This is a genomic window from Bradyrhizobium sp. 215_C5_N1_1, assembly GCF_052075935.1.
Lineage (GTDB): Bacteria > Pseudomonadota > Alphaproteobacteria > Rhizobiales > Xanthobacteraceae > Bradyrhizobium > Bradyrhizobium barranii.
In genome coordinates, this window is the sequence record NZ_CP197228.1 from 7,891,312 (window position 1) to 7,917,173 (window position 25,862).

Genomic DNA, 25,862 nt, shown 5'->3' on the forward strand with positions numbered 1-25,862 from the left:
CCAGCGTTGCACTATCCTGCCGGACTGCTATGGAGGCGCCTCCATTTTCGGGGGCTCTCTATGTTCGGCAGATTCGCCATCCTTTCCGTCATCCTGACTACGCTGTTTGGTGCGACTGCCGCCCACGCGCAGAGCGCCGATGGGACCTGGCTGACTCAGGCCGGCGATGCGCGCGTCAAGATCAGCAAATGCGGCGGCGGCATCTGCGGCCATATCGTCTGGCTGCGCGAGCCCTATGACACCGCGACTGGCCAGCCTGCGACCGACAGCAAGAATCCCAATCCCGCGCTCGCCAAACGCGCGATGATCGGCCTGCCGCTGTTCAGCGGCATGGAGCCCTCAGGGCCGAACAAATGGTCGGGCCAGATCTACAATGCCGATGACGGCAGCACCTATGCGAGCAACGTCTCCGTGACGGGTGCGGATTCGCTGCGGGTCGAAGGCTGCGTCGGCGCGCTCTGCGGCGGCGAGACCTGGACGCGCGCGGGACGCTAGCTCGCGCCTGCCATCATCGCCTTCAACGCCGTTGCCGCCGACGCGTAGCCGCCGCGCGCGCCGTCGATGAAATGGACGTGGTCGCTGCGCAGGGCTGATGGCGTGAAACAGGTCATCATCGCGGCGTCCTGCTGGTAGAGGCCGTAGCGCACGACGCCGTCGCGCGCCGCAGCCGCGAGACGGTCGCTCAACGCGCGCTCGAGCTGCGGGGTGCAGTCGAGGATCATGCGCAGGCCGTCGTCATATTTGCGGAAGTCAGAATTCTCGACCACCTGGCGCTTGTAGACGTTTGGCACGAAACCGCCGACGTTGAGGTCGAAACGCATGATCAGATAGACGAACAGCGTGTAGGCCAGCACGCGGGCGCGGCGCGCGACCAGCGGACCGCCGCGTTTGGTGCGGGCTTCGAATTCCAGCCCCTGCGGCGGCCATTTCAGCGGCGGCCCCTGCGGCGGCACCGGGCGGCCGCCATCCGGACTGCGCTCGACGAGATGAATGATGTCCTCGATCACCTTGCGGAAAGCATGCGGATCGACACCGCGCGCCGGCATCACCAGCACCGACAGGATCAGACCGCGCGCGGACGGCATCACCTCGAAGCGGCAGGACAAGCCGGAAAGATCGGGCTGCGTGCCGGCGGGCGCCTCGGCGACCGCGAACTCGCCGCGCTTCATGGCGGCGTCGGCCCAGGCGAGCCCGCCGCCGGAAAACATCGCATAGGACAGATTGGCCGACGGACCGAAGCGCGCGACGCGCACGTCGAGCCCTTGGGCGCGGATCGCACTCACCGGCACCAGCGCGACGCGCATCTTCAGATCGAGGTCTTCCCGCACCCAGGTCGCGGTCGCGGCCAGCGCCTCGCGGGCGCGTTCGACATCAGAAGGCGCGACCGCAAAGCTCGCGCCGTCGCCGCCGAACACGAAGGGGAATTCGCGCCCCTCCAATGCGTTCGTCACCGCCGCGATCACGGCCGCACCGGCCATGTTGACCGCCTTGTAGCGCTGCGCCGCAATCGCCTTGGTGGAATCGACGATATCGGCGACGCCGATGTTCCAATCATCCGGCAGCGGCGCATAGAGCGCGGGGTCCATCAGGCTCGTGAAGCCGCGGAAGACGGGAATGCCGCCGTAGAAGGATTCGCCTGATGTCATCGGGTGATGCCGGATGGTTGGGAAGCGCGTCCGAGGAAAGATACGAGGCAGGATCGATCCGGGTTCGCCGGCCGGCGCCCCTCTTTCGATTCCCGATCATTGGCCGAAATGCACCCGGACAACAAGATCGCGCCGGCGCAAATGGCGCGATCCGTCATTGATCGGCGTCAAACAGCCGGCCGGAAGAGCGGCTATGGTCGGGGCATCTCCAGAGATTGATGGGATGATCGAAGTGCCCGACTTCGACAACAAGGACTCGACCGCTCCGGTGCACCGGCGTACGGGGCTCGATCCGCTCAGCGCGGTGAAGATGCCGGAAGGACTGACCGCGGCCGTCGACGCCTGGGCTGAAGCTCATCACTTGTCGCGTTCGGCTGCGATCTGCAAGCTGGTCGAACTGGGCCTGAAGGTCGCGCCCCCGGCATTCTCGTCGGCCCAGCCGGTCGCATCCGACGCCACCAAGATCGAGGCGCTGGCCGTGCACGAGATCGAGCGGCTGCTCGACCCCGCATTGCCAACGGACGAACGCGAACGCCGCATCCGCCGCCTGACCGAAGGGCCGCCGGAATTTTCACGCGAGCGGATTGACCTGCCGAAGTGAACGCCTAGTGCAGCTTTTCGGCCTCGCGCTTGCGCAGGGCGTCGAGAGAGAGGTCGTGGCAGCCGACCAGGCGCACGAATTGCTGCGGATACATTTCATGACCGTGTCCGCCGGAATTCTGATGCGTCATCGGGGGGCAATGGACATCGTCCGGCTTCGCGCGAGGCTCCTCGATCCGGGCTTGATTTGAAGCGGTCATGTTTGAAGTGGCCATGGACTGCTCCCTGTCGATTGGGGCAGATCGATTGACATAACCCAACCGATTGCGGGGCATCTTACGACCAATTCCGGCTTGATGTCATCGCCCGGATCAACTCAATTGTGGCGGCGGAGTTCCGCTTACGCCGTATTCCCCGCATCGATCGTGAACACGGTGCCGGTGACGTTGCGACCGCCCTCGCCGAGGAGATATTCGACCATGCGCGCGACATCATCGGTCTCCGGCAGGCGACGCAGCGCGCTGCGGCCGGCGATGCGCTTGCGTCCTTCGTCGGAGAGATTGTGGGTCAGCTCGGTGTCGATGAAGCCCGGCGCAATCGCATTCACGGTGATGCCGAGCTTGCCGACCTCGCGCGCGAGCGAGCGGGTGAAGCCGGTGGCGGCGGCCTTGGTCGCGCCGTAGACGGACAGGCCGTTGTAGCCCGTGGTCGCGATGATCGAGGACATATTGATGATGCGGCCGGCGCCGTCGGCCATCATCTGGCGCGCGACATATTTGGAGAGGATGATCGGCGACAGCACGTTGAGCTGCACCAGCGCCTCGATTTCGGAATTGTGCATGGTGGCGAGCAGGCCTTCGGTGCCGAGGCCGGCATTGTTGACGAGGCCGTAGATCGGGCCGAACTCGTCGCGGATAAGCTTCGCGAAGGCCGGGATCGCGTCGATCACGGCGAGGTCGCAGGCGCGGAAATGCAGGCGCCCTTCGGAGAGGCCGATCGCCGCCCTGAGCTCTTCGCTCTCGCGCCGTGCCGCCGCAATCACATTATAGCCGGCATCAGCCAGCCGCTTGCCGATCGCAAGGCCGATGCCGCGGCTGCCGCCGGTGACGAGGACATTATGCATCGGTGCGCGCCAGTTTGCCGGCCGGAGTGACGTCGAGCGCCTCGACGAAGCGGATCACCGCCGGCACCTTGTGAGAAGCGAGCTGCGCGCGGCACCGATCCAGGATCTGGTCGCGGATCTCCTTTGCCCGCGCCTGATCGGTGCCGTCGGCGAGGATCACGTCGGCGACGACGATGCCGCCGGTGATCGGGCTGCGGCGCGATTTCGCCCGCGACATCCGCACGTCAGGATGACGATTGATGACCGCCTCGATCTCCTCGGGGTGAACCTTCAGCCCGCCGATATTGATGATGCCGCCGCGGCGGCCGACGAAATAATAGCGGTCGCCGCGCAACTCGACGATGTCGCCGCTGTCGACGAACCCGTCGTCATCAGTCAGCGCGGCTACATTGCGGCCGATGTAAGCATGCGCCGTGCGCGTCGAGCGGATGCGCAGCGAGCCATCCACGACCTTCATCTCGACACCGTTGCGGTTGCCGAGATAATCGGCCGGAAAGCCCTCCAGCCCATCATTCACGGCAAAGCCGACGCCTGCCTCGGTCGAGGCATAGGCATGACCGACGGAGGAATTGGGGAACGCGGCCTTCAGGCCGTCGAGCACCGCCTGGTCGGCGATCTCGCCGGACAGACGGACGTATCCCGGCGCGAACTGTGCGGCCGAGCCGCTCATCAAGAGCTTGCGCCAGTGCGATGGCGTGCCGGAGATATGGGAGACGCCGCGAGTGTTCAGCCGCGCGACGTGGTCGCCGAGCGCTTCGTGCGGATCGGACAGCACCATCGAGCCGCCCGAGAGGATGGCGCGCAGGAAGATCTGCAGACCGCCATAGCGGCGAATGTCGTAAAATGTCGCCCAGACCGGCGCGAGTCCGCGCGCAGGACCTTCGGCGACGATGGCGCCCGTCAGTGCTTCCAGCGTGTGGCCGGCGATCTTTGGTACGCCCGACGTGCCGGACGTCAGCATCAGCCATTCCGTGGCGCGTTCGGTCCTGGCCGGCGTGGCGGCCTGAAGCGGCAATTGCGCGGTGACGGCGAGCGCGATTGTCTTTGCGGCCCACTGCGCGGGCTCATCGGTGACAACGGCATCGATCTCGGCGTCCGCGATCAGCGCGTCGAGGTGGTCAGGATTGAGATCGGGCGGGCACAGCAGCATGCGCCGCGCGACACCGTCGAGCTCGATCATGGCGAGGCCCGACTTGAGCTGGTCCGACAGCTTCAGCAGGACAGATCGGCCCGCCAGCTCACGCAGGCGGCCGCCCAGGACCGTATGCCCCAGGACGTCCGTCAGCGACACCACATGATGGGCGTCGGAGATCGTGCGGCTCTTGAGCTCCGGGCTTAGATAGTCGCGAAGCGCGAAAATCTCACGCGGGGACATTTTCGTAGGCCCGCACGAAATCGCCCACGGTGGCGGGGAACGCTACGTCCTCAGAAATGGTGAAGGGATCGACGCCGGTCTCGTCCTCGAGGCGCGCCACCAGAATTGCGAAGGCGAGGGAATCGAAACCCGTCTCGTGCAGGGACAGATCGTCCGAGAGCGCAGGAAGCGTGACGTGCTGCTCCTTGGCGATCTGCTGGATCGCTTCGATGACCTTAGACCTTACCGACATGGCTGGCTCACTCTTGTTATTGATGGTTCGTGTTGCAGCGGCTCTTGATGACCGCCTCCCCAAGGCCCGTGTTGTTTACCCGACAGAAGTAAATGGCTTCTTGGACAATTCAGATAAAATTGGACCTATCTGGCGGATTTTGCTGCGTGTTGCAGTGAGGTGAGCACGCTGCTCGCATTCCCTCCCCCCTTGCGGGGGAGGGGCAGGGAGAGGGGTGCCGCACGGCACACTCTCTCGGCGCTGGCAAATTCTGTTGCGACACCCGAGATGACGGTTAGTCCTTTTCCGGGGCTACCCCTCTCCCCAGCCCTCCCCCGCAAGGGGGGAGGGAGCGCACCTGCCTCGTGGCAACGTGCTCATGAGTTACAGCCTGATCGTACCAACGACGACACGCGCATATGTCTCAGCGTCCAAGGCGATGTAGGCGCCGGATTTCGGGTCGAGCATGAACAGCGGCTCGCTTATCAGGCCCGGATCAAAGCCCTCCCGGGCCAGTTCGCCCTTCTTCTGCTTGAACGTCTCGGTCGCATCGAGCTCGCGGGAGATACGGATGAAGACGGGGCGGGCGTAAGCCGGCAAACGCTGCGCGAGATGGGCGGGCAGCCCCTCGATGTCAAACCCCTCGTTGACGACGATGGCGCTCATGCCGGCGCGGCCGTCGGTGCCGGGGATGCTGACGCCATAGGTGGTGGCATCGATCACGCCGGTGAAATCGCGCACGGCGTCGTTGACTTCCGATGTCGCGACGTTCTCACCCTTCCAACGAAAGGTGTCGCCGATGCGGTCGACGAAATGGAAGAAACCCTTGTCGTCGAGCCGCATCAGATCGCCGGTGCGGAACCAGGCATCGCCCTTGGCAAAGACATCGCGCAGGATTTTCTTCTCGGTTTCGCCCGCGTCGGTATAGCCCTCGAAACGGCCACCGCCCTCGTCCGCGGTGCCGATGCGGCCGATGGCTTCGCCGGCCTCGCCCCGGGCGCAGGCAACGCAAAAGCCCTCTTCGTTGCGCAAGGGTGCACCGCTATCAGGATCGAGCTTGACGAGCCCCGCCGGAAAGCGATGCGCGAGCAATGGCGGAACGCGTCCAATCGCACCCGGCTGGCCCTCGACGTTGAACAGCGAGAAATTGCCTTCGGTCGCTGCATAGAATTCGAGGATGCGCGGAATGGCAAAGCGGCCCTGGAAATCCTCCCAGATGTCGCCGCGCAGGCCGTTGCCGCAGACGAGCCGCAGGCGGTGACGGTTCTCGTATTCGGACGGCGCCGCCTTCAGAAGGTAGCGGCAGAGCTCGCCGATGTACTGGAACAGCGTGCAATCGTGCCGCACGATGTCGGGCCAGAAGTTCGAGGCCGAGAATTTTTCCGCGATCACCACGGAGCCGCCGGCGGCGAGCATGCTGCACGGCGCGACGATGCCGCCGACCGAGTGGAACAGCGGCAGGCAATCATAGAGCCGGTCCTGCGGGCTGGCGCCGGTGAGGCCGGCGAACCAGAAGCCCCAGTTGAGGATGCGTCGGTGGCTGATGCTCGCCGCCTTCGGCAGGCCGGTGGTCCCGGAGGTGTAGATCAGCAGGGCCCGGTCGTTGATCGTCACGTCGCCATGCTCGTCCGGCGAGAGCGGCCCGTCCTCGAGCGCGACAAGTGCGACGTCGATCGCGCGCTCGCTGCGGGCATCGCCATGGGTCCAGACTTTTGCTTCTGTCTTCAGGTGCGGCGACGCGCCGTCCAAGGCTTCCATGAGCTCGTGCGCGACGATGACATGCGACGGCCTGGCCACATCGACGCAATGCGCGAGCGACTGGCCGACGAGCCTGGTGTTGATCAGCGCGACCACGCCGCCGACCCGGCTGATGCCGAGCCACGCGGCAAGATAGTCGATGCCGTTCGGCATGATCAGCGCGACGGTATCCCCCTTGGCCACGCCGACCGAGCGCGCCCAGCGCGCATAGCGGTTGATGCGCTTCGAGAGGCCTGCGTAGTCGATCGTTGTCTCATCTGCGACCAGCGCGGTGCGATCGGGCTGACGCTGCGCCCAATCGTCAACGACGTCGGCGAACAGCCGGCCCGGCAGCGTCTCGATGCGTGCGGTGAGCTCGATCGCCTTCAGCCAGATCTTTGAAGCCGAAGGTGCGCGCGCGACTTTCGGTTGCTCGATGACGCCGATGGTCATGCCGTCCATTCTTTCGGAACGTGTCTGCTGTTTCTCCAAGCTTAGCTCGCATGCCCTGCCCAGGTGTTAAGAGACAAGGTAAAGCCAGGTTAGTACGTGATTAACTCTGGCCGTCCGACGCGGGCGAGTTGGGCGGCGTGCTGACGGCGGGGACCGATCGCTGGTGCAAGGTGATCGAGTTGTCGGGGATCGGGACGGGGTAGCGATCCGGCCTCGCCGAGGCTATGCGCTCCCTGGTAAACGGGCTATGCTTTTCTACCCTGCGTTGTCATGGCTACGAAAGGGAGGCGTCCCGTGGCTTTCGATCCGTCAGAGTTTCCGGTCCAGGCCGCGCCGTTCGACCAGCGCCTGGAGAATTTCGGCAGCCGCGTGAAGGGTGGGCAGGCCAGAGTGGTTGCGATCGGCTCGTCGACCACGGCGGGCGAAGGAGGCATCGCTCCCTATCCGCAACGGCTGCTGGCGGATCTTCGGATCAAATTTCCAAATGTCGGAATCGAGGTGATCAACCGGGGCGTCGGCGGCGAAGACGCTCCTTTGGAGCTGAAGCGGTTCGAGCACGACGTCTTCGATCTCAATCCCGATCTCGTCATCTGGCAGGTCGGCACCAATTCGGTGTGGCAAGCCGACGGTCCCTCGTTTGCGGACACCACGAAGGCCATTCGTGAGGGTGTCGACCAGCTGCTCGGCGCGAAGCGGATCGACGTGATCCTGATGGACCTTCAATATGTGCCTGCGGTGCTGACACCGGCCAAGCACCAGAAAGCGGACGCCATGGTCGAGGCGATCAGCCAGATCGCGTACGAGAAACAGGTCAACGTCTTCCGCCGCTTCGCGCTGATGAAGAGCTGGCACGAGGTCGCAAGGATCTCGTTCGACCATTTGGTCGACCCGGGCGATGACACCAGGCTGCACGCCAGCGACTGGACCACGGACAAGATGACCTGGCAATTGACCGACGCGATCTTCGCGGCTGCCAACAAGGCGCCTCACGGCACCTAGTTCTGCATGCTCCGCCGGATTCGCAGCTGAACGGGTGGTGGGCGCTAGCCGCTTCGCCTGTAGCGTGGGCGCGGCGGCGCAACGTTGACCGGATAATACGGATTGAGATCGCAGGTCGCGGCGCGGCCCGACGCCGTGGCGCGGCACTGCGGCAGCGACGTGAAGGAGCAATCGTACCACTCCCCGCCGCCGCCGTTCGCGCCGGAATAGACGTGCATGCAGACGGGAAAGCTGGGATCAAAGGTCTGCGCATGCGACGGCGCAGCTGCGGTCAGCGCGCCGACGGTGATGATCAGGCCGGATGAGAAACGCATGAGGGATGTTGCTGCGTGCCGCATCGCGAACAACTACTGCACCTTCTTGTGACGCTTGCGCGGGGGCGGCGGCGGTTCGTTGTAGGCGTAATAGGGATTGACATCGCAGCTCGCCGCGCGGCCCGACGCCGTGGCCCGGCACTGCGGGATCGAGGTGAAGGAGCAGTCGTAATAGTCGCCGCCACCGCCCCGGCCGCCCGAAGTATAGACGTGCATGCACACCGGATAGCGCGGATCATAGGTCTGGGCTTCGGCATCTGCCGCCACGAACAGCGTGGCAATCGCGGTGAGGGTCAGGACAGGCAGGCGCATGGAGACATCCTCGAATCGATGGCGGCGTCGGATCTGATGCCGACGTCCTCCTATGGCATAACACCACGCCGGAGGCGACTGTTCCTCCGGCGGATGACGGCAAGGTGAGCAGGGTGCGCTGCGCGCGCTACCCGCCCAGCCCCTGCAGGACCAGCCGGTTGAGCCTTGCCGCAAACGCGGCAGGGTCTTCGGGCAATTCGCCGTCCAGGATCTGCGCCTGTTCGAGCAGGATCAGACTGAGATCGTCGACCGCCCTGGAGCCGGCCTGCGCCCCGGTGATCGCCGTCACCAGCGGATGGCGCAGATTGATCTCGAGGATCGGCTTGGTGCGCATGCCGCGGTTCTGCTGCGACAGGATGCGCTCGAGCTCGCGGCTCGGGCCCTGACTGTCGGCGACGAGGCAGGAGGCGGAGCTGGTGAGGCGCGTCGAGACCTTGACGTCGCTGACGCGCTCGCCGAGCGCGGCCTTGATCACCGCGATGGTAGCGGCCTCGTCGGCTTGCGGCTCGTCCTTCTTCGCCTCGTCGGCCTCGTCGGTGCGCGGGATCAGGTCGAGATTGAGATCGCCCTGGCTCAGCGATTTCAGCGGCTTGCCGTCAAACTCCGATGGCATCGAGGTCCAGAAGGCATCGACCGGATCCGACAGCAGCAGCACCTCGATGCCGCGCGCGGTCGCGGCTTCCAGCCGCGGATTGGACTTCAGCCGCTCGATGCTGTCGCCGACGAGATAGTAGATCTCGGTCTGGTTCGGCTTGAAACCGGCGATGACGTCCTTCAGCGAACGCTTCTCGCCCGAGGTGGTGGCGAAGCGCGACAAGGACAGCAGCTTTTCGCGCCGCTCGAAATCCTCGTAGATGCCTTCTTTCAGCACTGCGCCGAAGGCGTCCCAGATCCTGGCAAAATTCTCCGGGTCCTTGTCGGCAAGGCTTTCCAGCTCGGAAACGACTCGGGTCGCCACGGCTTTCCGGATCTGCGCGAGCTGCGGATTGTTCTGGAGCATCTCGCGCGAGATGTTGAGCGGGAGATCTTCGCTGTCGACCACGCCGCGGATGAAGCGGAGATAGCCGGGCAGCAGATCGGCATCGTCGGTGATGAAGACGCGGCGGACGTAAAGCTTCACCCGGCCCTTGCGGTTCGGCTCGAACAGGTCGAACGGCTTCGTCGACGGCGCGAACAGCAGCACGGCGTAGGAATAGCGGCCTTCCGCGCGGTAGTGCAGCGTCATCGCGGGATCGTCGAAGGCGGAGGCGATCTGCTGATAGGCCTTCTTGTAGTCCTCGGCCGTCAGCTCGGACTTGGAGCGCTGCCACAGCGCGCTCGCCGAGTTGATCTGGCGCGGCTCACCCTCTTCCGGCACCAGCTCGATGGGGAACAGGATGTTGTCGGAATAGGCACTGACGATGCGCTCGATCTCGTAGGTCTCGAGATACTTCTTGGCGTCGTCCTTCAGGTGCAGGACGATCTCGGTGCCGCGTGCCACGCGCGCCACTTCCTCATCGCTTGCGTGCGCGATCTCGAAGCCGGAGCCGCCGGAGGACGTCCAGCTCCACACGTCGCTCTCGCCGGCACGCCGGCTGACGACGACGATCTTCTCGGCGACCATGAAGGCGGAATAGAAGCCGACGCCGAACTGGCCGATCAGGCCGAGGCCGTCCTTGGCCTCCTTCAGCTTCGAGACGAACGCCTTGGTGCCGGAACGGGCAATGGTGCCGAGATGGTCGATCAGCTCCTGGCGCTCCATGCCGATGCCGTTGTCGGCGATCGTGAGCGTTCCGGCCGTCTTGTTGGGGATGATCCGGATCTTGAGCGCGTCGCCCTCGCCCAGCAGCGCCGGGCTGGCGATGGCTTCATAGCGCAGCTTGTCGCAGGCGTCCGATGCGTTGGAGACGAGCTCGCGCAGGAAGATGTCGGTCTCGGAATAGACGGAGTGCACCATGAGGTGCAGAAGCTCGGAAACCTCGGCCTGGAAAGGCTGCGTATGCGCGGCCGTATCTGACGTCGTCATGCGTTTACCCGGTCAATCAAAGGGGAAAGAAACCCGGGATATAACGCGAGGGGATAGGGGATCAAGTGGACGTGAACTATCGCCCTCCCGGCGGGAAGGCGATTTGTCCGTGGCGGCCAAGGGCGGCGAAGACGAATCAGGTCACACAGCGGCCGGGCTGGAGCAGCTTTGCGACCTCGGTCAGGGAGCTGACCATCGGCTCGCAGGCAATCGTCGGCCTCTTGGGACCCTGCTTCCGGTTCTGGAGCAGCACCGGCGGCTTGGCGTTGCCGGTCTCGATGACCGCGCGGACCCGCAGCAGCACCGACGTCTCGGCCAGATCGTTCAGCCGCATCGACACGGTGCGGGTGGGAACCGAGGCCTGCTTGACGTCGGCGAACCGGTCGGCCTTGCCGGAACGGTTGACGTTGTGACCCGCATCTTGCGTGGGCCTGTCGGCGACCGCCTGCCAGCGGTCGGCCAGATCATGGCCAGAGGCCAGCTGGACGGCACCGACCTGGACGGCACCAAGCGTCGCGGCAATCGCGACAACACCCAAAAATACCTTTTGCATCTGCAACATGGCTGTCGATCCCTCGCCCCATGGCGATCGCGGGAACAACGCGATGGGAGGACCGGCAGTTCTCAGCCGTTAAGATCACTTAACCGTGTGCGAAATTCACGGCAGGGCGCATAAAAAGGCCGCACAAAAAAATTTTCACCCGCCTGGAACGACTCTCAGGCCCGAGAGTCGTCTCAACAGCCGGCTATTCCCCCCTGCCCCATAAGCCGGCGACGTAGGGCGCGACTGTGGTGATGCCAGTCGCGCCTTACTTTTGTCTGCGGTTCACTTCGACTTCCCCGCCAGCCAATTCCGCCCCTCGCCATAGAGCTTCTCGACTTCAGTGCCGATCAGGCCCGGCATGTCGCGCTTGACCTTGTAGCCGATCAGCTCCTGCATGTAGGCGAGGTGGCGGTAGCCTTCGGGCAGTGCGGCGAGCGCTTTTTGGTCGAGTTGAAGCGTTGCGGCGGGATCGACCGGATCGATCCGGTCCTTCTCGTAGATCGGCTGGCGGCGGACGATGCCCCATTTGCCAATACCGGATTGGTCATGCCGCTTCTCCAGGAAATCGTAGAAGCGCCCGGTGCAGACGACGTCGCAGAGCACGTCATGCACCGGGGCACGCTGCGAGATCGTCATCTTGGTCTGCGCGATGGCGCGCTCGCCTGCGAGATCGATGCTGGTGCCGCCGAGGAAATGCAGGATGCGCACGCCCTTGGCAAACCCCTCCTGACTGACCCGCATGAAATCCCGCGCCGGTCCCTGAAACCAGGTGGCGGACATCCAGCCCTCGTCATGCCAGACCGTAGCAAAACGCTCCCAGTCACCGGCGTCGCGCCACACCGCCCAGTTCTCGACGAGGTCGCGGATGGCGAGGCGGTCGAGGAGTTGCTGGTCCATGATGAAAAATCCCCTGGCGGCTCGAGGTCGCGACTGATGTCATCGACCCGACGTATGAACGAGGCAATTTGGCCGCCGTCAAGCGGGCTTCCCAGCCCTTCGAATTGCCCACAGCCGCGCGAGCGCGATACGGGTAGGGAGCCTTGCAATCAACCTGACCGCGATTAGTATCCGCACCGATGCAGATGAAATTCCCCTTGTTGGCCGCGCTTCTCGGATTGTTGGCGGCGTTCCCCGCACATGCGCAGACTGAACCGCAGAGCGAGACCGTCAAAGCCTGGAAGGCGGGGCTGTCGGCACATATTGCAAGCAACAGGTTCTTTCCAGTTGGAGCACGGGGGCAAACCGGCAAGGCCAGAGTCACTTTCGTCATCGACCGGTCGGGCACGTTGATCTCGCGGGCGTTGGCTGAAAGCGCCGGCTCGCGGTCGCTCGACGATGCTGCGCTGGCGATCATCGCCCGCGCCGAACCGTTTCCGGCGCCACCTTCGGAGCTCAAGGAGGACTCGTTCCCTTTCACGGTGCAGATTGTCTTCAGCGGCCGTCAATTTCAGGTGCCGCCCTTAGGGGTCGTGCTGAGCAGGCCGGATCCCGCCTCCACGGATCCCGCCTCCACGGAGGCCGATCCCATGGCCGCCTGGCGCAAGACGGTCACCCAACACGTCTGGCGCCACAGGGCATTTCCTCCGGAGGCGATCGGTCAGAGGGGCGATACCGGCGTCACGTTCGTGGTCGATCGTTCAGGCAAATTGATCTCGAACGTGCTGGTAGAAAGCACAGGCTTCGCGCCGCTAGATGCCGCAACGCTCGCCATGGTCGAGCGATCCGTGCCATTCCCGAAACCGCCCGCTGAGGCGAAGGACGACCTGCAGAGAGTGACCGTCCTCATGAGCTTCGACGGAACGCGGCTAAACCCAGGGCCGTCGCCGGAACGAGAAAAATTGCTCAAATCCTGGATCGAGGACCAGGCCAGGCTGAATGCGAAGTCCCCTGGGCCAGACGATACCAAGCTGAATTCCATGCTTCGCAGCATCTGCCGCGGCTGCTGAAGCAGAACAGAACAACTCTCTGCCACATGCAAAAACGGCGCGCCTTGCGACGCGCCGTTTCCTTAGTCCGATAGAGGCTTGCTTACGCCGCCGGCGCCTTGGGCGCGCGGTTGCGCGAGTTCCGCTGGAAGAACAGCGCCTGGCTCGCCACCGCCGACACCATCGCGGGCTGGAACGGTTTTGAGATCAGGAACGCCGGCTCGGGGCGCTCGCCGGTCAGGAAGCGCTCCGGATAGGCGGTGATGAACACCACCGGCACCTCGAAGGTGCGGAGCAGCTCGTTGACGGCGTCCAGGCCCGACGAGCCGTCGGCAAGCTGGATGTCGGCGAGAATCAGGCCCGGCCGCTTGTTCTTGGCCAGCGCCACCGCATCGGCATGGGTGCGCGCGACACCAACGACATTGTGACCGAGATTCTTCACCAGACTCTCGAGGTCCATGGCGATGAAGGTCTCGTCCTCGATGATCAGCACGTCGGTCGCGATCTCGGCCGCCATCTCGCGTCCCGCGGCATCGGCAAGCCGCCGCGTCTCGGCGACGTCGGTGCCGAGGATGTAGCCGACTTCCTCTTCCGAGAATCCCTCGAGCGAGAGCAGCAGGAACGCCTGCCGCGGCAGCGGCGTGATGTTCGACAGCCGCCGCTCCGGCGGCATCGGCAAGGTCGTCACCTCGGCATCGTCGTTGACGGAGACCGAATTCCATATCTGGGTGAACAGCCGGAACAGGCCGGCGCGCGGACCATGGCTCTCGTCGAGCACGGACGGATCTCCGAGCATCGCTTCCAACATGGCTGCGACATAGGCGTCACCGGAGGCCTGGCTGCCCGTCAGGGCGCGCGCGTACCGGCGCAACAACGGCAAGTGTTCAGCAACAAGCTGCGAACGGGACATCCCCACTCCATTCATCTTCGGGCCAACCTTGACGAACCAGGCAACAAGCGGGGAGGCCCGGGTTCCCCTGCTGGGCTGTCTACGCCTCACGCCAAGAAAAGTTCCGCTTATCTGGGAACTTTTTGTCGAACCTGGAATTGTGCCTATTCAGGGAACGGCTCCCGGTTGAGAGAACTTCTCGATTTTACAGTTACTTAACTCGGGGAAACGTGGAACAGGTCATGAAAGATCTCAAGTCTCAAGCCAGCAAAAGCACGACCCCCGGCAAGGGAGGCCTCACTCCGGAGATTCAGTCCCGGATCGGCCACCAGCTGCGCGCCATGTACGACGACGTGGTGCGGCAGGGGGTTCCGGACCGGTTCGCGGAACTGATCAAGAAGCTTGATGCGCCCGGAGGCGCACCCCAAGTGGAACCTGACAGGGGCTCCAACGACAACAATGGGAGGGATTAATGCCTCTCACGGACTCCCTTCGTGACGACATCCTCGCGGCCGTGCCAAGTCTGCGCGCGTTCGCGATCTCGCTGAGCGGCAATGCCGACCGCGCCGACGATCTGGTGCAGGAAACGCTTCTGCGTGCGCTCGCCAACATCGACTCGTTCCAGCCCGGCTCAAACCTGCCGGCGTGGCTGTTCACGATCCTTCGCAACCTGTTCCGCTCCGACTATCGCAAGCGGCGGCGGGAGGTGGAGGATGCCGAGGGCAACTATGCCAAGACGCTGAAGACGCAGCCGTCGCAGAACGCGCATCTCGAGTTCGAGGAGTTCCGCGGCGCGCTCGAAAAGCTTCCGCAGGACCAGCGCGAGGCCTTGATCCTCGTCGGCGCCTCCGGCTTCTCCTATGAGGACGCAGCTTCGATCTGCGGCTGTGCAGTCGGCACGATCAAGAGCCGCGTCAATCGCGCGCGCTCAAAGCTCGCTGCGCTGCTTTATGTCGATGGCGCCGAGGACTTCGGGCCCGACGAGACCGTGCGCGCCGTGATCGGCGGCAGCGGCGGATAACGGCCGCGTCAACCGGACCGAGACGAATGTGAAGGCGGCCGTTTCTGCGGCCGCCTTTGCGCGTGCGTGAAAACCGGACGGCGCGCGTGAGACGGGATCATTCGTCCGCGAACGTGGCGGTGTCGGCGACGCTCGCGCGCGAGGTGCGGTAGCTGTTGACCTTGTCGGCGTCGTCGGCATAGCCGAACGAGATGCCGCAGACGACGCGGCGGTCGTCGGGCAGATTGAAGTGGCGGCGGATCAGGCCGGAGTGGCGCGCCAGTGCCGCCTGCGGAATGGTGCCGAGCCCGAGCGCCTGCGCGGCCAGCATGAAATTCGAGACATAGGCGCCGCAATCGATCGCACCGTAGATGCCGAGCGGCTCGTTGGTGTGGATGATCGCGACATGGGGCGCGCCGAAGAAATTGTAATTCTCCAGCGCCTGTTTTGCATAAGCCATCTTGTCGCCGCGGGCGATGCCGAGCGTGTTGTAGAGCTGAAAGCCGCTCTCGCGGCGGCGTTCGAGATAGACGCCCGCATATTCGCGAGGTGGCGTGAAGTCGTAATCGTCACCCAATCCGCCTGATGCTTCCTGGTAGATCGCCTGGCGGAAGCGCTCCTTGGCCGCGCCACTGGCGATGATGACCTGCCAGGGCTGGCTGTTGCACCAGGACGCGGTGCGCTGCGCGGTGGCGAGCACATGCTCGATGGTCGCGCGGTCGACCTCCTTGGCCAAGAAGGCGCGGACGGAGTAGCGCTCGTTGAGGAGCTCTTCGAGCACGCCGATGCGGTCTTGGGTCTGGCTCACTTTTGCATCCATGAATTAGCTCGCGCTCCTCGTAGGGTGGGCAAAGGCGCGATAGCGCCGTGCCCACCGACAGACTTGCCCCGGCGCATCTGCATATGGTGGGCACGCTTCGCTTTGCCCACCCTACGCGATACAGCGAGAGGCTGGATCACCGACCCTTGGTCGGGATCTTGTTATACGGCACGTCCTTGTCGACGCGAATGTCGCCCGGCAATCCCAGCACGCGCTCGGCAATGATGTTGCGCAAGATCTCGTCGGTGCCGCCGGCGATGCGCATCGAGGGTGAGGACAGCAGCATCTGCTGGAACTGGCCCTGCACCGTCTCCTCGTCGGCGCCGGTGAGAACACCAGCCGCGCCCTGAAGATCCATGGCGTAGGTCGCGATGTCCTGGAGCATCATGCCCGAGACGAGCTTGCCGATCGAATTCTCCGGCCCCGGGCGATCGCCCTTCGAGAGCGCCGAGATCGCGCGGTAGCTGGTGTATTTCAGCCCGCTCGACTTCACCGCCCAGCTCGCGAGTTTCGAGCGCACGGCGGGATCGTCGATGGCGAGCCCGTCCTCCAGCATCAGATTGGAGCAGAACTCGAACATTTCAGGGACGCCGGTCGCAAGCCGCGAGCCGATCGACATCCGCTCGTTCATCAGCGTCGTCAGCGACACGCTCCAGCCCTCGCCGACGGCGCCGAGGCGCTGGCTGTCGGGGATCACCACATCGGTGAAATAGACCTCGTTGAACTCCTGCATGCCGTTGGCCTGCTTGATCGGGCGGACCTCGACGCCCGGGCTCTTCATGTCCAGGAAGAACATGGTGAGGCCCTTGTGCTTGGGCACATTCGGATCGGTCCGCGCGATCAACAGACCGAAGTCGGAATAATGCGCGCCCGAGGTCCAGATCTTCTGGCCGTTGACGACCCAATTGTCGCCCTTCTTCTCCGCGCGGGTGCGCAGCCCCGCGACGTCGGAGCCGGCGGACGGCTCGGAGAACAGCTGGCACCAGATCTCCTCGCCGGAGGCGAGCTTCGGCAGATGGCGGCGCTTGGCGTCCTCGCTGCCGAAAGCCATCACGGTCGGGCCGCACATGCCCTCGCCGATCTGGAACGGTTGCGTCAGCTTGCCGTAGACGCCCTCCTCCTGCTGCCAGATCACCTTCTCGATCGGCGTGGCGTCGCGGCCGCCATATTCCTTTGGCCAGTGCAGGCAGGCCCAATTGCCCTCGAACTTCTTCTTCTGCCAGGCCTTGCCGACATCGACGATGTCATGATTGGCCAGCCGGATGCGGCCGAGCGAGGAATTTGACAGCTCGGTATGCAATTCCTTGGGCGCATTGGCCTCGACCCATTTGCGCGCGGTCTCGCGGAAAGCGGCTTCCTGCGGGGTGTCGTCGAAATTCATGGCGAACCTCTCAATTCTTGCTCGGTGCGTAGGGTGGGCAAAGCGAAGCGTGCCCACCACCTTCCCTCGTTCTCGACAGAATTGGTGGGCACGGCGCTACGCGCCTTTGCCCACCCTACGATTCTAACCTCTTCCCTTCGTCGGGATCTTGTTGAACGGCACGTCCTTGTCGACACGGATATCGCCGGGCAGGCCCAGCACCCGCTCGGCGATGATGTTGCGCATGATCTCGTCGGTGCCGCCTTCGACGCGCGTGCCCGGCGCGCGCAAGAGCATCGCCTGGAAACGGCCGACGAGTTCAGCATCCTCGCCGCTGATCACGCCGCTCGCACCCTGCAGGTCCAGCGCGTAGGTCGCGACGTCCTGGATCATCGAGCCTGCGACCAGCTTGCCGATCGAGTTCTCCGGCCCCGGCCGCTCGCCCTTCGACAGCGCCGAGATCGCGCGCATGCTGGTGTACTTCAGCCCGCTCGCCTTCGCCGCCCAGTTCGCAAGCTTCGAGCGCACTGCGCGGTCCTCGATCGCCGGGCCATCGTCGAGCATCAGGCTGGAGCAATATTCGAACAGCTCCGGGAAACCGGTCGAGACGGCCGCGCCGATCGCGCTGCGCTCGTTCATCAGCGTGGTCAGCGAGACGTTCCAGCCGTCACCGACCTCGCCGAGACGCTGATGATCGGGAATGCGGACGTTTGTGAAATAGACCTCGTTGAAGTCGGATGCGCCGCTCGCCTGCTTGATCGGCCGCACCTCGACGCCCGGGCTCTTCATGTCCAGGAAGAACATGGTGAGACCCTTGTGCTTGGGCACGGTCGGGTCGGTGCGCGTGAGCAGGATGCCGTAGTCGGAATAATGCGCCCCCGAGGTCCAGATCTTCTGGCCGTTGATCACCCAGTCGTCGCCGTCCTTTTCCGCGCGCGTGCGCAGGCCCGCGACGTCGGAGCCGCCGGCAGGCTCGGAGAACAGCTGGCACCAGACCTTTTCGCCGGAGGCGAGCGGCGGCAGATAGGTGCGCTTATGCTCCTCGCGCGCGAACGCCATCATGGTCGGCCCGCACATGCCATGGCCGATGATGAACATGCGGGACAGCTGGCCGAACGGCCCCTCTTCCTGTTGCCAGATCACGCGCTCGATCGGCGACGAGCCGCGCCCGCCATACTCCTTCGGCCAGTGCAGGCAGGCCCAGCCGGCATCGGCCTTCTTCTTCTGCCAGGCCTTGGCGACCTCGAGAATATTGGCGTTCTTGAGCTGGGTGCGGCCGAGCGAGGATTTGCGCAGCTCTTCCTCGTACTGCCTGGGCGCGTTCGCGCCGATCCAGGCGCGGGCGGTGGCGCGGAATTCGGCTTCCTGCGGGGTGTCGTCGAAATTCATGGTCTCTCATCCTTCGCCGGCGTCGTAGGATGGGTAGAGCGAAGCGAAACCCATCTGTCAGACCACCCGCGTCATGATGGGTTTCGCTACGCTCTACCCATCCTACAAATCACCTGTCGTTACGCCGCGTTCTTCTTGCGCATGCGGTCGATCAACTGGTCTTCCCAATAGGACAGGCTGCCGAGCCCGAGCGCCATGGCGTTGGCGCGGCGGTAGTACATGTGACAGTCGAACTCCCAGGTGAAGCCCATGCCGCCGTGAACCTGGATGTTGTTCTTGGCGCAATGCTGGAACGCCTGCGTCGCGCTGATGCGCGCGGCGGCTGCGGCTTCCGGCAGCTCAGCCGCGTTGGTCGAGAGCGCCCAGGCGCCGTAATAGCTGTTGGAGCGCGCCAGCGTCGCAGACACATACATGTCCGCGAGCATATGCTTGACCGCCTGGAACGAGCCGATCTGGCGGCCAAAGGCGATGCGGTCGAGCGCGTAGTCGCGGCCCATCTCCAGCGCGCGGTCGGAGCCACCGACCTGCTCGAAGGCGCACAGCACCGCGGCGCGGTCGAGCACTTGGGTCAAAATGCTCCAGCCTTCGCCGGCAGCTCCCAGCGGCTCGGCCTTGCAGTCTTTGAAGGTGATCTCGGCCTGCCCGCGGGTCGGATCGAGATTGGTGAGGCTTTTCACCTCGACGCCACCGGCCTTGAGGTCGACGAGGAACAGCGAGATGTCGCCGTCGCGACCGCTCGATCCCGCGCGTGCGGCAACCACGGCGAAATCGGCGATCGCACCATCAGCGACCGGCTTCTTGACGCCGTTGAGCACGCCATTCGCAGAGGTGAGCTTGACGTTCTTCGGCGACGGATTGCCCTTGCCCTCGAACAGCGCCAGCGTGCCGATCGCGTCCCCCGAAGCGATGGCCGGCAACCATTTCTTCTTCTGCGCGTCGCTGCCGGCGATCAACAGCGCTTCAGCGGCGAGGTACACGGTCGAGGAGAACGGCACCGGCGCGTTGGCACGGCCCATTTCCTCGGCGATCACGCAAAGCTCGAGATGGCCCGCGCCAGCGCCGCCAAACTCCTCGGGGATCGCGACGCCGAGAAAGCCCATCTCGGCGAGGCCTTTCCAGAGGTCCTTGTCGTAGGGCGCCTTGCCGTCGAGCACGACGCGCACCGCCTTCGGCGAGCATTCTTCGGTGAGGAATTTGCGCGCCTGGTCGCGGAGCTGTTTCTGGTCGTCGGAGAAATCGAAGTTCATGGCGGGCTACCCTTATTTATTCGTTGTCATTTATTTGCGCCGTCATTCCGGGGCGCGCGGAGCGCGAGCCCGGAATCCATATCCACCAGCCGGGGTTATGGATTCCGGGCCCGGCCCTTCGGGCCATCCCGGAATGACGAGTTGAGAGAGTTGCGCATTCATCGCAGCACGATCACATCCTGATCAGGCTTATCCGCATAGAGCCGCTCCACCAGCGCCGCGCGGCGTTCCAGGCCGGCACGCTGGTTGATGTAGCCCTTGTCGGTGAGCTCATTGCCGTCGATGGAGGGCGGCTCGGCCATCAGCATTGCGCGCGCGATAGCGCGGCTGCTGGCGCCGCCACATTCCGTGTTGTGTGCTTCGAGGCCACGTCTGAAGCAGGCGATCACCTCGGGATGTTTTACAGCATCCTCGAAGCTCAAATCGGGATTGCCGACGAGCTGGCGACAGGCGTGCAGGTTCGGCCATGCCAGCAGACCGATCGAGCATTGATCCTGCCCGGCAACCAGCGCGTCATGCACAACGGGCGTCGCCGCGGCGATCGCGTCAGTGCGGAGCGATCCGACATGGACGAAGGTGCCGGTGGTGAGCTTGAAGTCCTCTACGACGCGGCCGGCGAAGATGATGCCCTTCACCGGATCGGCATCGTCGACGAAGATGCCGGCATCGCCGATACAGTAAAAGCCTTCCTCGTCGAACATCTTTTTGGTGAGATCAGGCTGGCCAAAATAGCCGGGCGTGACGTTGACGCCGCGCAGGCGCAATTCGTATTTCGGGCCGCACGGCACCATCTTCAATTCGACGCCGGGGAACGGCAGGCCGATCAGGCCGACGCGCTCGGTGTCCCAATAGGTGCCGGTCGAGGTCGGCGCCGTCTCGGTCGAGCCCCAGCCAGTGTAGAACACGATGCGCTCGCCGGTCGTCTTCACCGCGAGCGCCTGCATGCGCTCATAGAGATCGTCGGGCAGCCGCGCGCCGCCATAGGCCATGATCGACAGGTTCTTGAAGAACGAGCGGCACAGCGCATCGTCCTTCTCCATGGCGGCCGCGAGCGCGGCATAGCCGGCCGGCACGTTGGCGTAATAGGTCGGCGAGATCTCGCGCAGATTCCGCAGCGTCTCCTCGAACTGGCCCGGCATCGGCCGGCCGTCATCGATATAGAGCGTGCCACCGTCGACCAGCACCGGGTGAAACGCCGCATTGCCGCCCATGGTGTGGTTCCATGGCATCCAGTCCAGCATGGTCGAGATCGGACCGCCGGGATCGCGCGGCCGCACCTGCATCATCATCGCCGCATTGGCGCACATCATCTCCTGCGTGTTGATGACCGCCTTGGGCATGCCGGTCGAACCGGAGGTGAACAACAGCTTGCCGACGGTCTGCGGCGTGATCTTCGCGATCGACGCTTCGACATCGGCGGTCACGGACGTTGCCGCGAGCTCGGCAAAGCTGACGCTCGTGATGCCGTCGCAGGGACGCACGACGTGAACGACGGTGACGCCGGTGAGATCGAGTGCGTTCAGCGCCTTCTCGAAGGTCGGGCCGTCCTGAACCATCACCACGGCCGGCTTGATCAGGTCGAACAGATATTTCAGCTTGACGTGATCATGGCTCATCAAGGAGTAGGCCGGCGACACCGGAGCCGCCGGCGAGCGCGCCTGCATCGCGGCCTGCGTCATCAGCGCGTGCTCGATCGAATTGCCGGAGAGAATCGTGACCGGGCGTCCGTCGAGCTTGAGATTGAGCAACGTCTGCGTCAGCGCATCCACGGTATGCTTGGCTTCGCCATAGGAGACCTTGCGCCATTCGCGGTTCGCTCCGCCGCGCTGCGCGAGCCAGATGCGCTCAGGCGCTTGCCTGGCCCATTTCGCCAGCGAGGCCGGAAGATGCGTCTCGTAGGCTTGCAGCGGAATGCGCGACTTCAGCACCACCGTGCCGTCGTCGCGGCGCTCGACGTCGATGTCGCGCGCGAGCCACTCGACCTTGCGAAAGGCGGGCTTCGTCATTACGGCCGCCGCACTTCCACTCATTTTGCGTCTCCCGAAATTATCGTCCTTTGCGGATCGTTCTCGTTTCAGCGCCTGATATAGACAGGCTTTCGCTTCTCAAGGAAGGCCCTGATGCCTTCCGAAAATTCCTCGGAGCGACTGCACAGGACCTGGTTGCGGTCCTCTATCGCGATAACGGTTTCCAGCGATCCCGCATCGACGCTCATGTTGAGACATTCTTTTGACAGGCGCAGCCCCACGGGTGAGGCCGTCATCATCGCATCGACGTAAGGTTCAGCGGCTTCGTCGAGCTTGTCTTCGTCGACGACTTCCGAGACGAGCCCGACCGCGAGCGCACGCTCGGCGCCGATGAAGCGTCCGGTCAGGATCAACTCGGATGCGACTGAGACGCCGACGAGCCGCGGCAGAAAGTAGCTGGTGCCGATATCGCAGCCGCCAAGGCCGAGCTTGATGAAGGCACAGTTCATGCGCGCCGACTTCGTCGCGATGCGGATGTCGGAGGCAAGCGCCAGCGCGAACCCGCCGCCGGCCGCCGCGCCCTGCACCAGAGCGATGATCGGCTGCGGACAACGCCGCATCAGCATCACGATGTCGGCGATGCGGCGCTGCGAGTCGAGCGACTCGGTGACGCCGGGCGGCTCCTGCTGCCCGGCGCGGCGGGCCATCGCCGCCTTGAGGTCGAGGCCGGCGCAAAAATTCTTGCCGGCGCCCTTGAGCACAACGACGCGCGTGTCGCGGTTGCGCTGAAGGCCCTGGAAGTAAACGTTGAGCGCATCGATCAGCGCAGGATCGAGCGCGTTGAGGCTTTCAGGACGATTGAGCGTCACCGTGTCGACGCCGTCGTTGTGCTCGATCAGCAGCGGTTGGGACATGGGGCGCTCCTGCATCCGCTCTTCGAGTGGCGGTTATTGCGCCCTCTCCCCTTGTGGGAGAGGGCATGTACGTCGCTGACCAAGAACTCGCTTGGGTGAGGGGTCTGTCTCCGCGGATAGAGACCCCTCATCCGGCGCCATAGCCGATGCGAAGCATCGGCGTCCTTTTAAGGACGGCGGCCAAAGGCCGCCTATGCCACCTTCTCCCACAAGGGGAGAAGGAAGAGCGCATCTACTACCGCGGCGCCATGCGGATGGCGCCGTCGAGACGGATGGTCTCGCCGTTGAGCATCGCATTCTCGACGATGTGCACCGCGAGCGAGCCGTATTCCTTGGCATCGCCGAGGCGCGAGGGATGCGGCACCTGGGCGCCGAGGCTCTTGCGGGCCTCCTCGTTCAGGCCCATCAGCAACGGCGTGAAGAACAGGCCGGGCGCGATGGTGTTGACGCGGATCTTCTGGCTGGCGAAGTCGCGCGCGGCCGGCAGCGTCAGGCCGACGACACCGCCCTTCGAAGCCGAATAGGCGATCTGGCCGATCTGGCCTTCATAGGCGGCCACCGAAGCCGTGTTGATGATGACGCCGCGTTCTTCGCCGACCGGCTCGATCGTGACGAGGCGCTCGGCGAACAGACGCAGGCAATTGAAGGTGCCGATCAGATTGACGTTGATGATGCGCGCGAACTTTTCGAGCGGATAGACGCCGTCGCGGCCGACGATGCGCTGGGAGCCGCCGATGCCGGCGCAGTTCATCAGCACGCGCGCGACGCCGTGCGCGGCTTCCGCCTTCGCGATCGCGGCCTTGATCTGCTCTTCGCTGGTGACGTCGGCATGGAGCGCGACGCCCTTCACTTCGGCAGCGACCTTCTCGGCGTTGTCCTTGTTCTGATCGATCACACCAATCTTGGCGCCCTTGGCGGCCATGGCGCGCGCGGTCGCTTCACCAAGACCCGAACCACCACCGGTGATGAGAACGGCTACGTCTTTCAATTCCATGACAGGCTACCTTTCCTTGGGCGTTTCTTCTCTAGACTTGTACGTCTCGGCCGGATTATCCGGCCGCGGCAGCTTCCTCGGCTTGCGTGAGGATGCCACCGCAGATCAGCGTTTCCATGTGCTTGATGTATTGCCGGCAGACGTCATCGGTGACCGGACCGACGCCGATCGCGCGAGACATCGCGTGCCGGCCAAAGAACAGGTGATCGCAGGCGCCGATCAGGCTGGTGTAGAACAGCACCGGATCGGTGGCGCGGAACTCGCCGCGGCTGACGCCCTCAGTGAGCAGGCGCCGGTGGAAGTCCAGCAGCGGCGCGACGAAGAATTTTGAGACTTCGTCGGCAGAGCCGGCATTGGTCTCATGCAGCAGATAATGAATCAGCCGGTTCATGTAGGGGAACCGGTAATAGGCGCGGATGATGCCAGCGATATGCAGCTTCAGCTTCGCCGTCGATGTGATCGGTTGCGCCAGCAGATATTCCAGATTGGACATCTCGGTCGCGGCATCGCGCGCGAGCAGCGCCAGCAAGAGGCCGTCCTTGTTGCCGAAATGATATTTGACCAGCGCGGCATTGGCGCCCGACTTCTGGGCGATGTCGGACAGCGAGATCTCGATCGACGAGCGTTCGATCATCAGGTCGCTCGCGGCCACGAGCAATTTCTCTGCCGTGGAATTCTTTCCGCTCGGGAGCCTGTTCGGTACGCTGGTAGTCACGGAGTTCCCTGTTCTCGCCGCTTGAAGCGGCCGCAGATAAGCCGAAGCAGCGCCTCATCACAAGAGTTAATTGATCGATTGACTAAACGATATCACGCCCATTAAATCCGCGCCGACAATCCAACTCGATAGAGAACAATCCAGGGAGAGACCGACATGGCCGAGGCTTACATCGTCGCCGCTGCGCGTACCGCGGGCGGGCGCAAGGGGGGCCGCCTCGCCGGCTGGCATCCGGCCGATCTCGCCGCAAAAGTGCTGGACGAACTGGTCGATCGCACCAAGATCGATCCCGCCCTGGTCGAGGACGTGATCATGGGCTGCGTGATGCAGGTCGGTGAGCAGTCCAACAACGTCGCGCGCAACGCGATCATGGCCTCGAAGCTGCCGGAGAGCGTTCCGGGCACCTCGATCGACCGGCAGTGCGGCTCCTCGCAGCAGGCGCTGCACTTCGCCGCGCAAGCCGTGATGTCCGGCACGATGGACGTGGTGATCGCCGCCGGCGTGGAATCGATGACGCGCGTGCCGATGGGCCTGTCCTCGCAGCTTCCGGCCAAGAACGGCTTTGGCAATTACAAGAGCCCGGGCATCGAGCACAAATATCCGAACATCGTGTTCAGCCAGTTCACCGGCGCGGAGATGATGGCCGAGAAGTACGGCCTGTCGAAGAATGATCTCGACGAATACTCCTACAACAGCCATCAGCGCGCGATCGCAGCGACGCAAGCCGGCCACTTCAAGAAGGAGATCGTGCCGCTCGAGATCACCCGCGCCGACGGCAGCAAGGACACCCATCACATCGACGAAGGCATCCGCTTCGACGCCACGCTCGACGGCATCAAGGGCGTCAAGCTGATTGCCGAGAACGGCAAGCTGACGGCGGCGAGCGCCAGCCAGATCTGCGACGGCGCCTCCGGTGTCATGGTGGTGAACGAGCGCGGCCTCAAGCAGCTCGGACTCACACCGCTGGCGCGCATCCATCACATGACCATGACCGGCGGCGATCCCGTCATCATGCTCGATGCTCCGCTGCACGCCACCAAGCGCGCGCTGGAGAAGGCCGGCATGACGATCGACGACATCGACCTGTTCGAGGTCAACGAGGCCTTCGCCTCGGTGCCGACCGGCTGGCTCAAGACCACCGGCGCCGATCCAGCCCGCCTCAACGTCAATGGCGGCGCCATCGCGCTCGGTCATCCGCTCGGCGGCTCCGGCACCAAGTTGATGACCACACTGGTCCACGCCCTGCACCAGCGCGGCAAGCGCTATGGCCTGCAGACTATGTGCGAAGGCGGCGGCATGGCGAATGTAACGATCGTGGAGCGGCTGTAAGCTGCTGCTGCCACACTAACGGTGTCGTCCCGGCGAAAGCCGGGACCCATACCG

27 protein-coding genes are annotated in these 25,862 nt (G+C 64.2%); 7 read left to right on the forward strand and 20 right to left on the reverse strand.

Features of this window, described 5'->3' with window-relative positions; translation table 11 throughout:
• Nucleotides 1-60 precede the first annotated feature (60 nt).
• Nucleotides 61-495, forward strand: a complete 435-nt coding sequence (locus AB7G19_RS37785; RefSeq protein WP_085398981.1) for a DUF2147 domain-containing protein — start codon at nt 61-63, stop codon at nt 493-495.
• Here the strand turns inward: AB7G19_RS37785 and AB7G19_RS37790 are convergent.
• Nucleotides 492-1,646 (reverse strand): DUF3095 domain-containing protein, encoded by a 1,155-nt coding sequence (locus AB7G19_RS37790; protein WP_085398980.1) that lies wholly within the window; start codon nt 1,644-1,646, stop codon nt 492-494. The genes AB7G19_RS37785 and AB7G19_RS37790 overlap by 4 nt on opposite strands.
• Before the next feature lie 223 nt (nt 1,647-1,869).
• On the opposite strand from AB7G19_RS37790, the gene AB7G19_RS37795 reads away from it, so the two are divergent.
• A complete protein-coding gene (locus tag AB7G19_RS37795) occupies nt 1,870-2,247 on the forward strand; it encodes a hypothetical protein (RefSeq protein WP_085398979.1) in 378 nt (125 codons plus the stop codon).
• 4 nt (nt 2,248-2,251) lie between these two features.
• Here the strand turns inward: AB7G19_RS37795 and AB7G19_RS37800 are convergent, their stop codons facing one another.
• The 5 genes from AB7G19_RS37800 to AB7G19_RS37820 form a co-directional block, all read right to left on the reverse strand.
• The gene (locus AB7G19_RS37800; protein ID WP_094183850.1) at nt 2,252-2,461 is read right to left on the reverse strand and encodes a hypothetical protein; all 210 of its coding nucleotides are present in this window, start codon (nt 2,459-2,461) and stop codon (nt 2,252-2,254) included.
• A 125-nt stretch (nt 2,462-2,586) separates the two neighbouring features.
• Complete coding sequence (locus AB7G19_RS37805; protein WP_071909394.1) at nt 2,587-3,309, reverse strand: SDR family NAD(P)-dependent oxidoreductase; 723 nt, start codon at nt 3,307-3,309, stop codon at nt 2,587-2,589.
• Nucleotides 3,302-4,684 carry a class I adenylate-forming enzyme family protein gene (locus AB7G19_RS37810; protein ID WP_085398978.1) on the reverse strand — a complete coding sequence of 461 codons (1,383 nt, stop codon included), beginning with the start codon at nt 4,682-4,684 and terminating at the stop codon, nt 3,302-3,304. Before AB7G19_RS37810 ends, AB7G19_RS37805 begins: the two co-directional genes overlap by 8 nt.
• Nucleotides 4,671-4,916, reverse strand: coding sequence for an acyl carrier protein (locus AB7G19_RS37815; protein ID WP_014491754.1), 246 nt, complete (start codon nt 4,914-4,916; stop codon nt 4,671-4,673). The genes AB7G19_RS37810 and AB7G19_RS37815 overlap by 14 nt, the downstream gene beginning before the upstream one ends.
• Nucleotides 4,917-5,279: 363 nt before the next feature.
• Nucleotides 5,280-7,094, reverse strand: a complete 1,815-nt coding sequence (locus AB7G19_RS37820) for a long-chain-acyl-CoA synthetase (protein ID WP_085398977.1) — start codon at nt 7,092-7,094, stop codon at nt 5,280-5,282.
• A gap of 285 nt (nt 7,095-7,379) precedes the next feature.
• On the opposite strand from AB7G19_RS37820, the gene AB7G19_RS37825 reads away from it, so the two are divergent.
• Entirely contained in the window at nt 7,380-8,084 is a 705-nt protein-coding gene (locus tag AB7G19_RS37825) for an SGNH/GDSL hydrolase family protein (protein WP_085398976.1), read from the forward strand.
• 44 nt (nt 8,085-8,128) lie between these two features.
• Here the strand turns inward: AB7G19_RS37825 and AB7G19_RS37830 are convergent, their stop codons facing one another.
• The 5 genes from AB7G19_RS37830 to AB7G19_RS37850 form a co-directional block, all read right to left on the reverse strand.
• Nucleotides 8,129-8,398 (reverse strand): DUF3551 domain-containing protein, encoded by a 270-nt coding sequence (locus AB7G19_RS37830; RefSeq protein WP_085398975.1) that lies wholly within the window; start codon nt 8,396-8,398, stop codon nt 8,129-8,131.
• A 33-nt stretch (nt 8,399-8,431) separates the two neighbouring features.
• The gene (locus AB7G19_RS37835) at nt 8,432-8,710 is read right to left on the reverse strand and encodes a DUF3551 domain-containing protein (protein WP_085398974.1); all 279 of its coding nucleotides are present in this window, start codon (nt 8,708-8,710) and stop codon (nt 8,432-8,434) included.
• A 127-nt stretch (nt 8,711-8,837) separates the two neighbouring features.
• The gene (gene htpG / locus AB7G19_RS37840; protein ID WP_063985743.1) at nt 8,838-10,715 is read right to left on the reverse strand and encodes a molecular chaperone HtpG; all 1,878 of its coding nucleotides are present in this window, start codon (nt 10,713-10,715) and stop codon (nt 8,838-8,840) included.
• A gap of 136 nt (nt 10,716-10,851) precedes the next feature.
• Nucleotides 10,852-11,277 (reverse strand): hypothetical protein, encoded by a 426-nt coding sequence (locus tag AB7G19_RS37845; protein WP_441268777.1) that lies wholly within the window; start codon nt 11,275-11,277, stop codon nt 10,852-10,854.
• Between the two features lie 264 nt (nt 11,278-11,541).
• Nucleotides 11,542-12,156, reverse strand: a complete 615-nt coding sequence (locus tag AB7G19_RS37850) for a nuclear transport factor 2 family protein (protein ID WP_085398973.1) — start codon at nt 12,154-12,156, stop codon at nt 11,542-11,544.
• A 179-nt stretch (nt 12,157-12,335) separates the two neighbouring features.
• On the opposite strand from AB7G19_RS37850, the gene AB7G19_RS37855 reads away from it, so the two are divergent.
• The gene (locus tag AB7G19_RS37855) at nt 12,336-13,205 is read left to right on the forward strand and encodes an energy transducer TonB family protein (protein WP_135214787.1); all 870 of its coding nucleotides are present in this window, start codon (nt 12,336-12,338) and stop codon (nt 13,203-13,205) included.
• An 82-nt stretch (nt 13,206-13,287) separates the two neighbouring features.
• On the opposite strand, the gene AB7G19_RS37860 is transcribed toward AB7G19_RS37855, so the two are convergent.
• Entirely contained in the window at nt 13,288-14,094 is an 807-nt protein-coding gene (locus AB7G19_RS37860) for a response regulator (RefSeq protein ID WP_014491706.1), read from the reverse strand.
• A gap of 221 nt (nt 14,095-14,315) precedes the next feature.
• Here AB7G19_RS37860 and AB7G19_RS37865 point away from each other — a divergent pair, with 221 nt between their 5' ends.
• Nucleotides 14,316-14,546, forward strand: coding sequence for a NepR family anti-sigma factor (locus AB7G19_RS37865; protein WP_063986724.1), 231 nt, complete (start codon nt 14,316-14,318; stop codon nt 14,544-14,546).
• Nucleotides 14,546-15,094, forward strand: a complete 549-nt coding sequence (locus AB7G19_RS37870; RefSeq protein WP_014491704.1) for a sigma-70 family RNA polymerase sigma factor — start codon at nt 14,546-14,548, stop codon at nt 15,092-15,094. Before AB7G19_RS37865 ends, AB7G19_RS37870 begins: the two co-directional genes overlap by 1 nt.
• Before the next feature lie 97 nt (nt 15,095-15,191).
• Here the strand turns inward: AB7G19_RS37870 and AB7G19_RS37875 are convergent, their stop codons facing one another.
• From AB7G19_RS37875 to AB7G19_RS37910, 8 genes are all read right to left on the reverse strand, one after another.
• On the reverse strand, nt 15,192-15,893 hold the full coding sequence (locus tag AB7G19_RS37875) for a nitroreductase (RefSeq protein ID WP_085398972.1): 702 nt from the start codon (nt 15,891-15,893) through the stop codon (nt 15,192-15,194).
• A 136-nt stretch (nt 15,894-16,029) separates the two neighbouring features.
• Entirely contained in the window at nt 16,030-17,274 is a 1,245-nt protein-coding gene (locus AB7G19_RS37880) for an acyl-CoA dehydrogenase (RefSeq protein ID WP_085398971.1), read from the reverse strand.
• A 123-nt stretch (nt 17,275-17,397) separates the two neighbouring features.
• On the reverse strand, nt 17,398-18,642 hold the full coding sequence (locus AB7G19_RS37885; protein ID WP_085398970.1) for an acyl-CoA dehydrogenase: 1,245 nt from the start codon (nt 18,640-18,642) through the stop codon (nt 17,398-17,400).
• A 119-nt stretch (nt 18,643-18,761) separates the two neighbouring features.
• Nucleotides 18,762-19,889, reverse strand: a complete 1,128-nt coding sequence (locus tag AB7G19_RS37890; RefSeq protein ID WP_135214786.1) for an acyl-CoA dehydrogenase family protein — start codon at nt 19,887-19,889, stop codon at nt 18,762-18,764.
• A 158-nt stretch (nt 19,890-20,047) separates the two neighbouring features.
• On the reverse strand, nt 20,048-21,919 hold the full coding sequence (locus AB7G19_RS37895) for an AMP-binding protein (RefSeq protein ID WP_085398968.1): 1,872 nt from the start codon (nt 21,917-21,919) through the stop codon (nt 20,048-20,050).
• Between the two features lie 44 nt (nt 21,920-21,963).
• A complete protein-coding gene (locus AB7G19_RS37900; protein WP_085398967.1) occupies nt 21,964-22,770 on the reverse strand; it encodes an enoyl-CoA hydratase/isomerase family protein in 807 nt (268 codons plus the stop codon).
• A 235-nt stretch (nt 22,771-23,005) separates the two neighbouring features.
• Nucleotides 23,006-23,764 carry an SDR family NAD(P)-dependent oxidoreductase gene (locus AB7G19_RS37905; RefSeq protein ID WP_085398966.1) on the reverse strand — a complete coding sequence of 253 codons (759 nt, stop codon included), beginning with the start codon at nt 23,762-23,764 and terminating at the stop codon, nt 23,006-23,008.
• Between the two features lie 55 nt (nt 23,765-23,819).
• Complete coding sequence (locus tag AB7G19_RS37910) at nt 23,820-24,422, reverse strand: TetR family transcriptional regulator (protein ID WP_085398965.1); 603 nt, start codon at nt 24,420-24,422, stop codon at nt 23,820-23,822.
• 213 nt (nt 24,423-24,635) lie between these two features.
• On the opposite strand from AB7G19_RS37910, the gene AB7G19_RS37915 reads away from it, so the two are divergent.
• A complete protein-coding gene (locus AB7G19_RS37915) occupies nt 24,636-25,808 on the forward strand; it encodes an acetyl-CoA C-acetyltransferase (RefSeq protein WP_085398964.1) in 1,173 nt (390 codons plus the stop codon).
• Nucleotides 25,809-25,862: the final 54 nt, after the last annotated feature.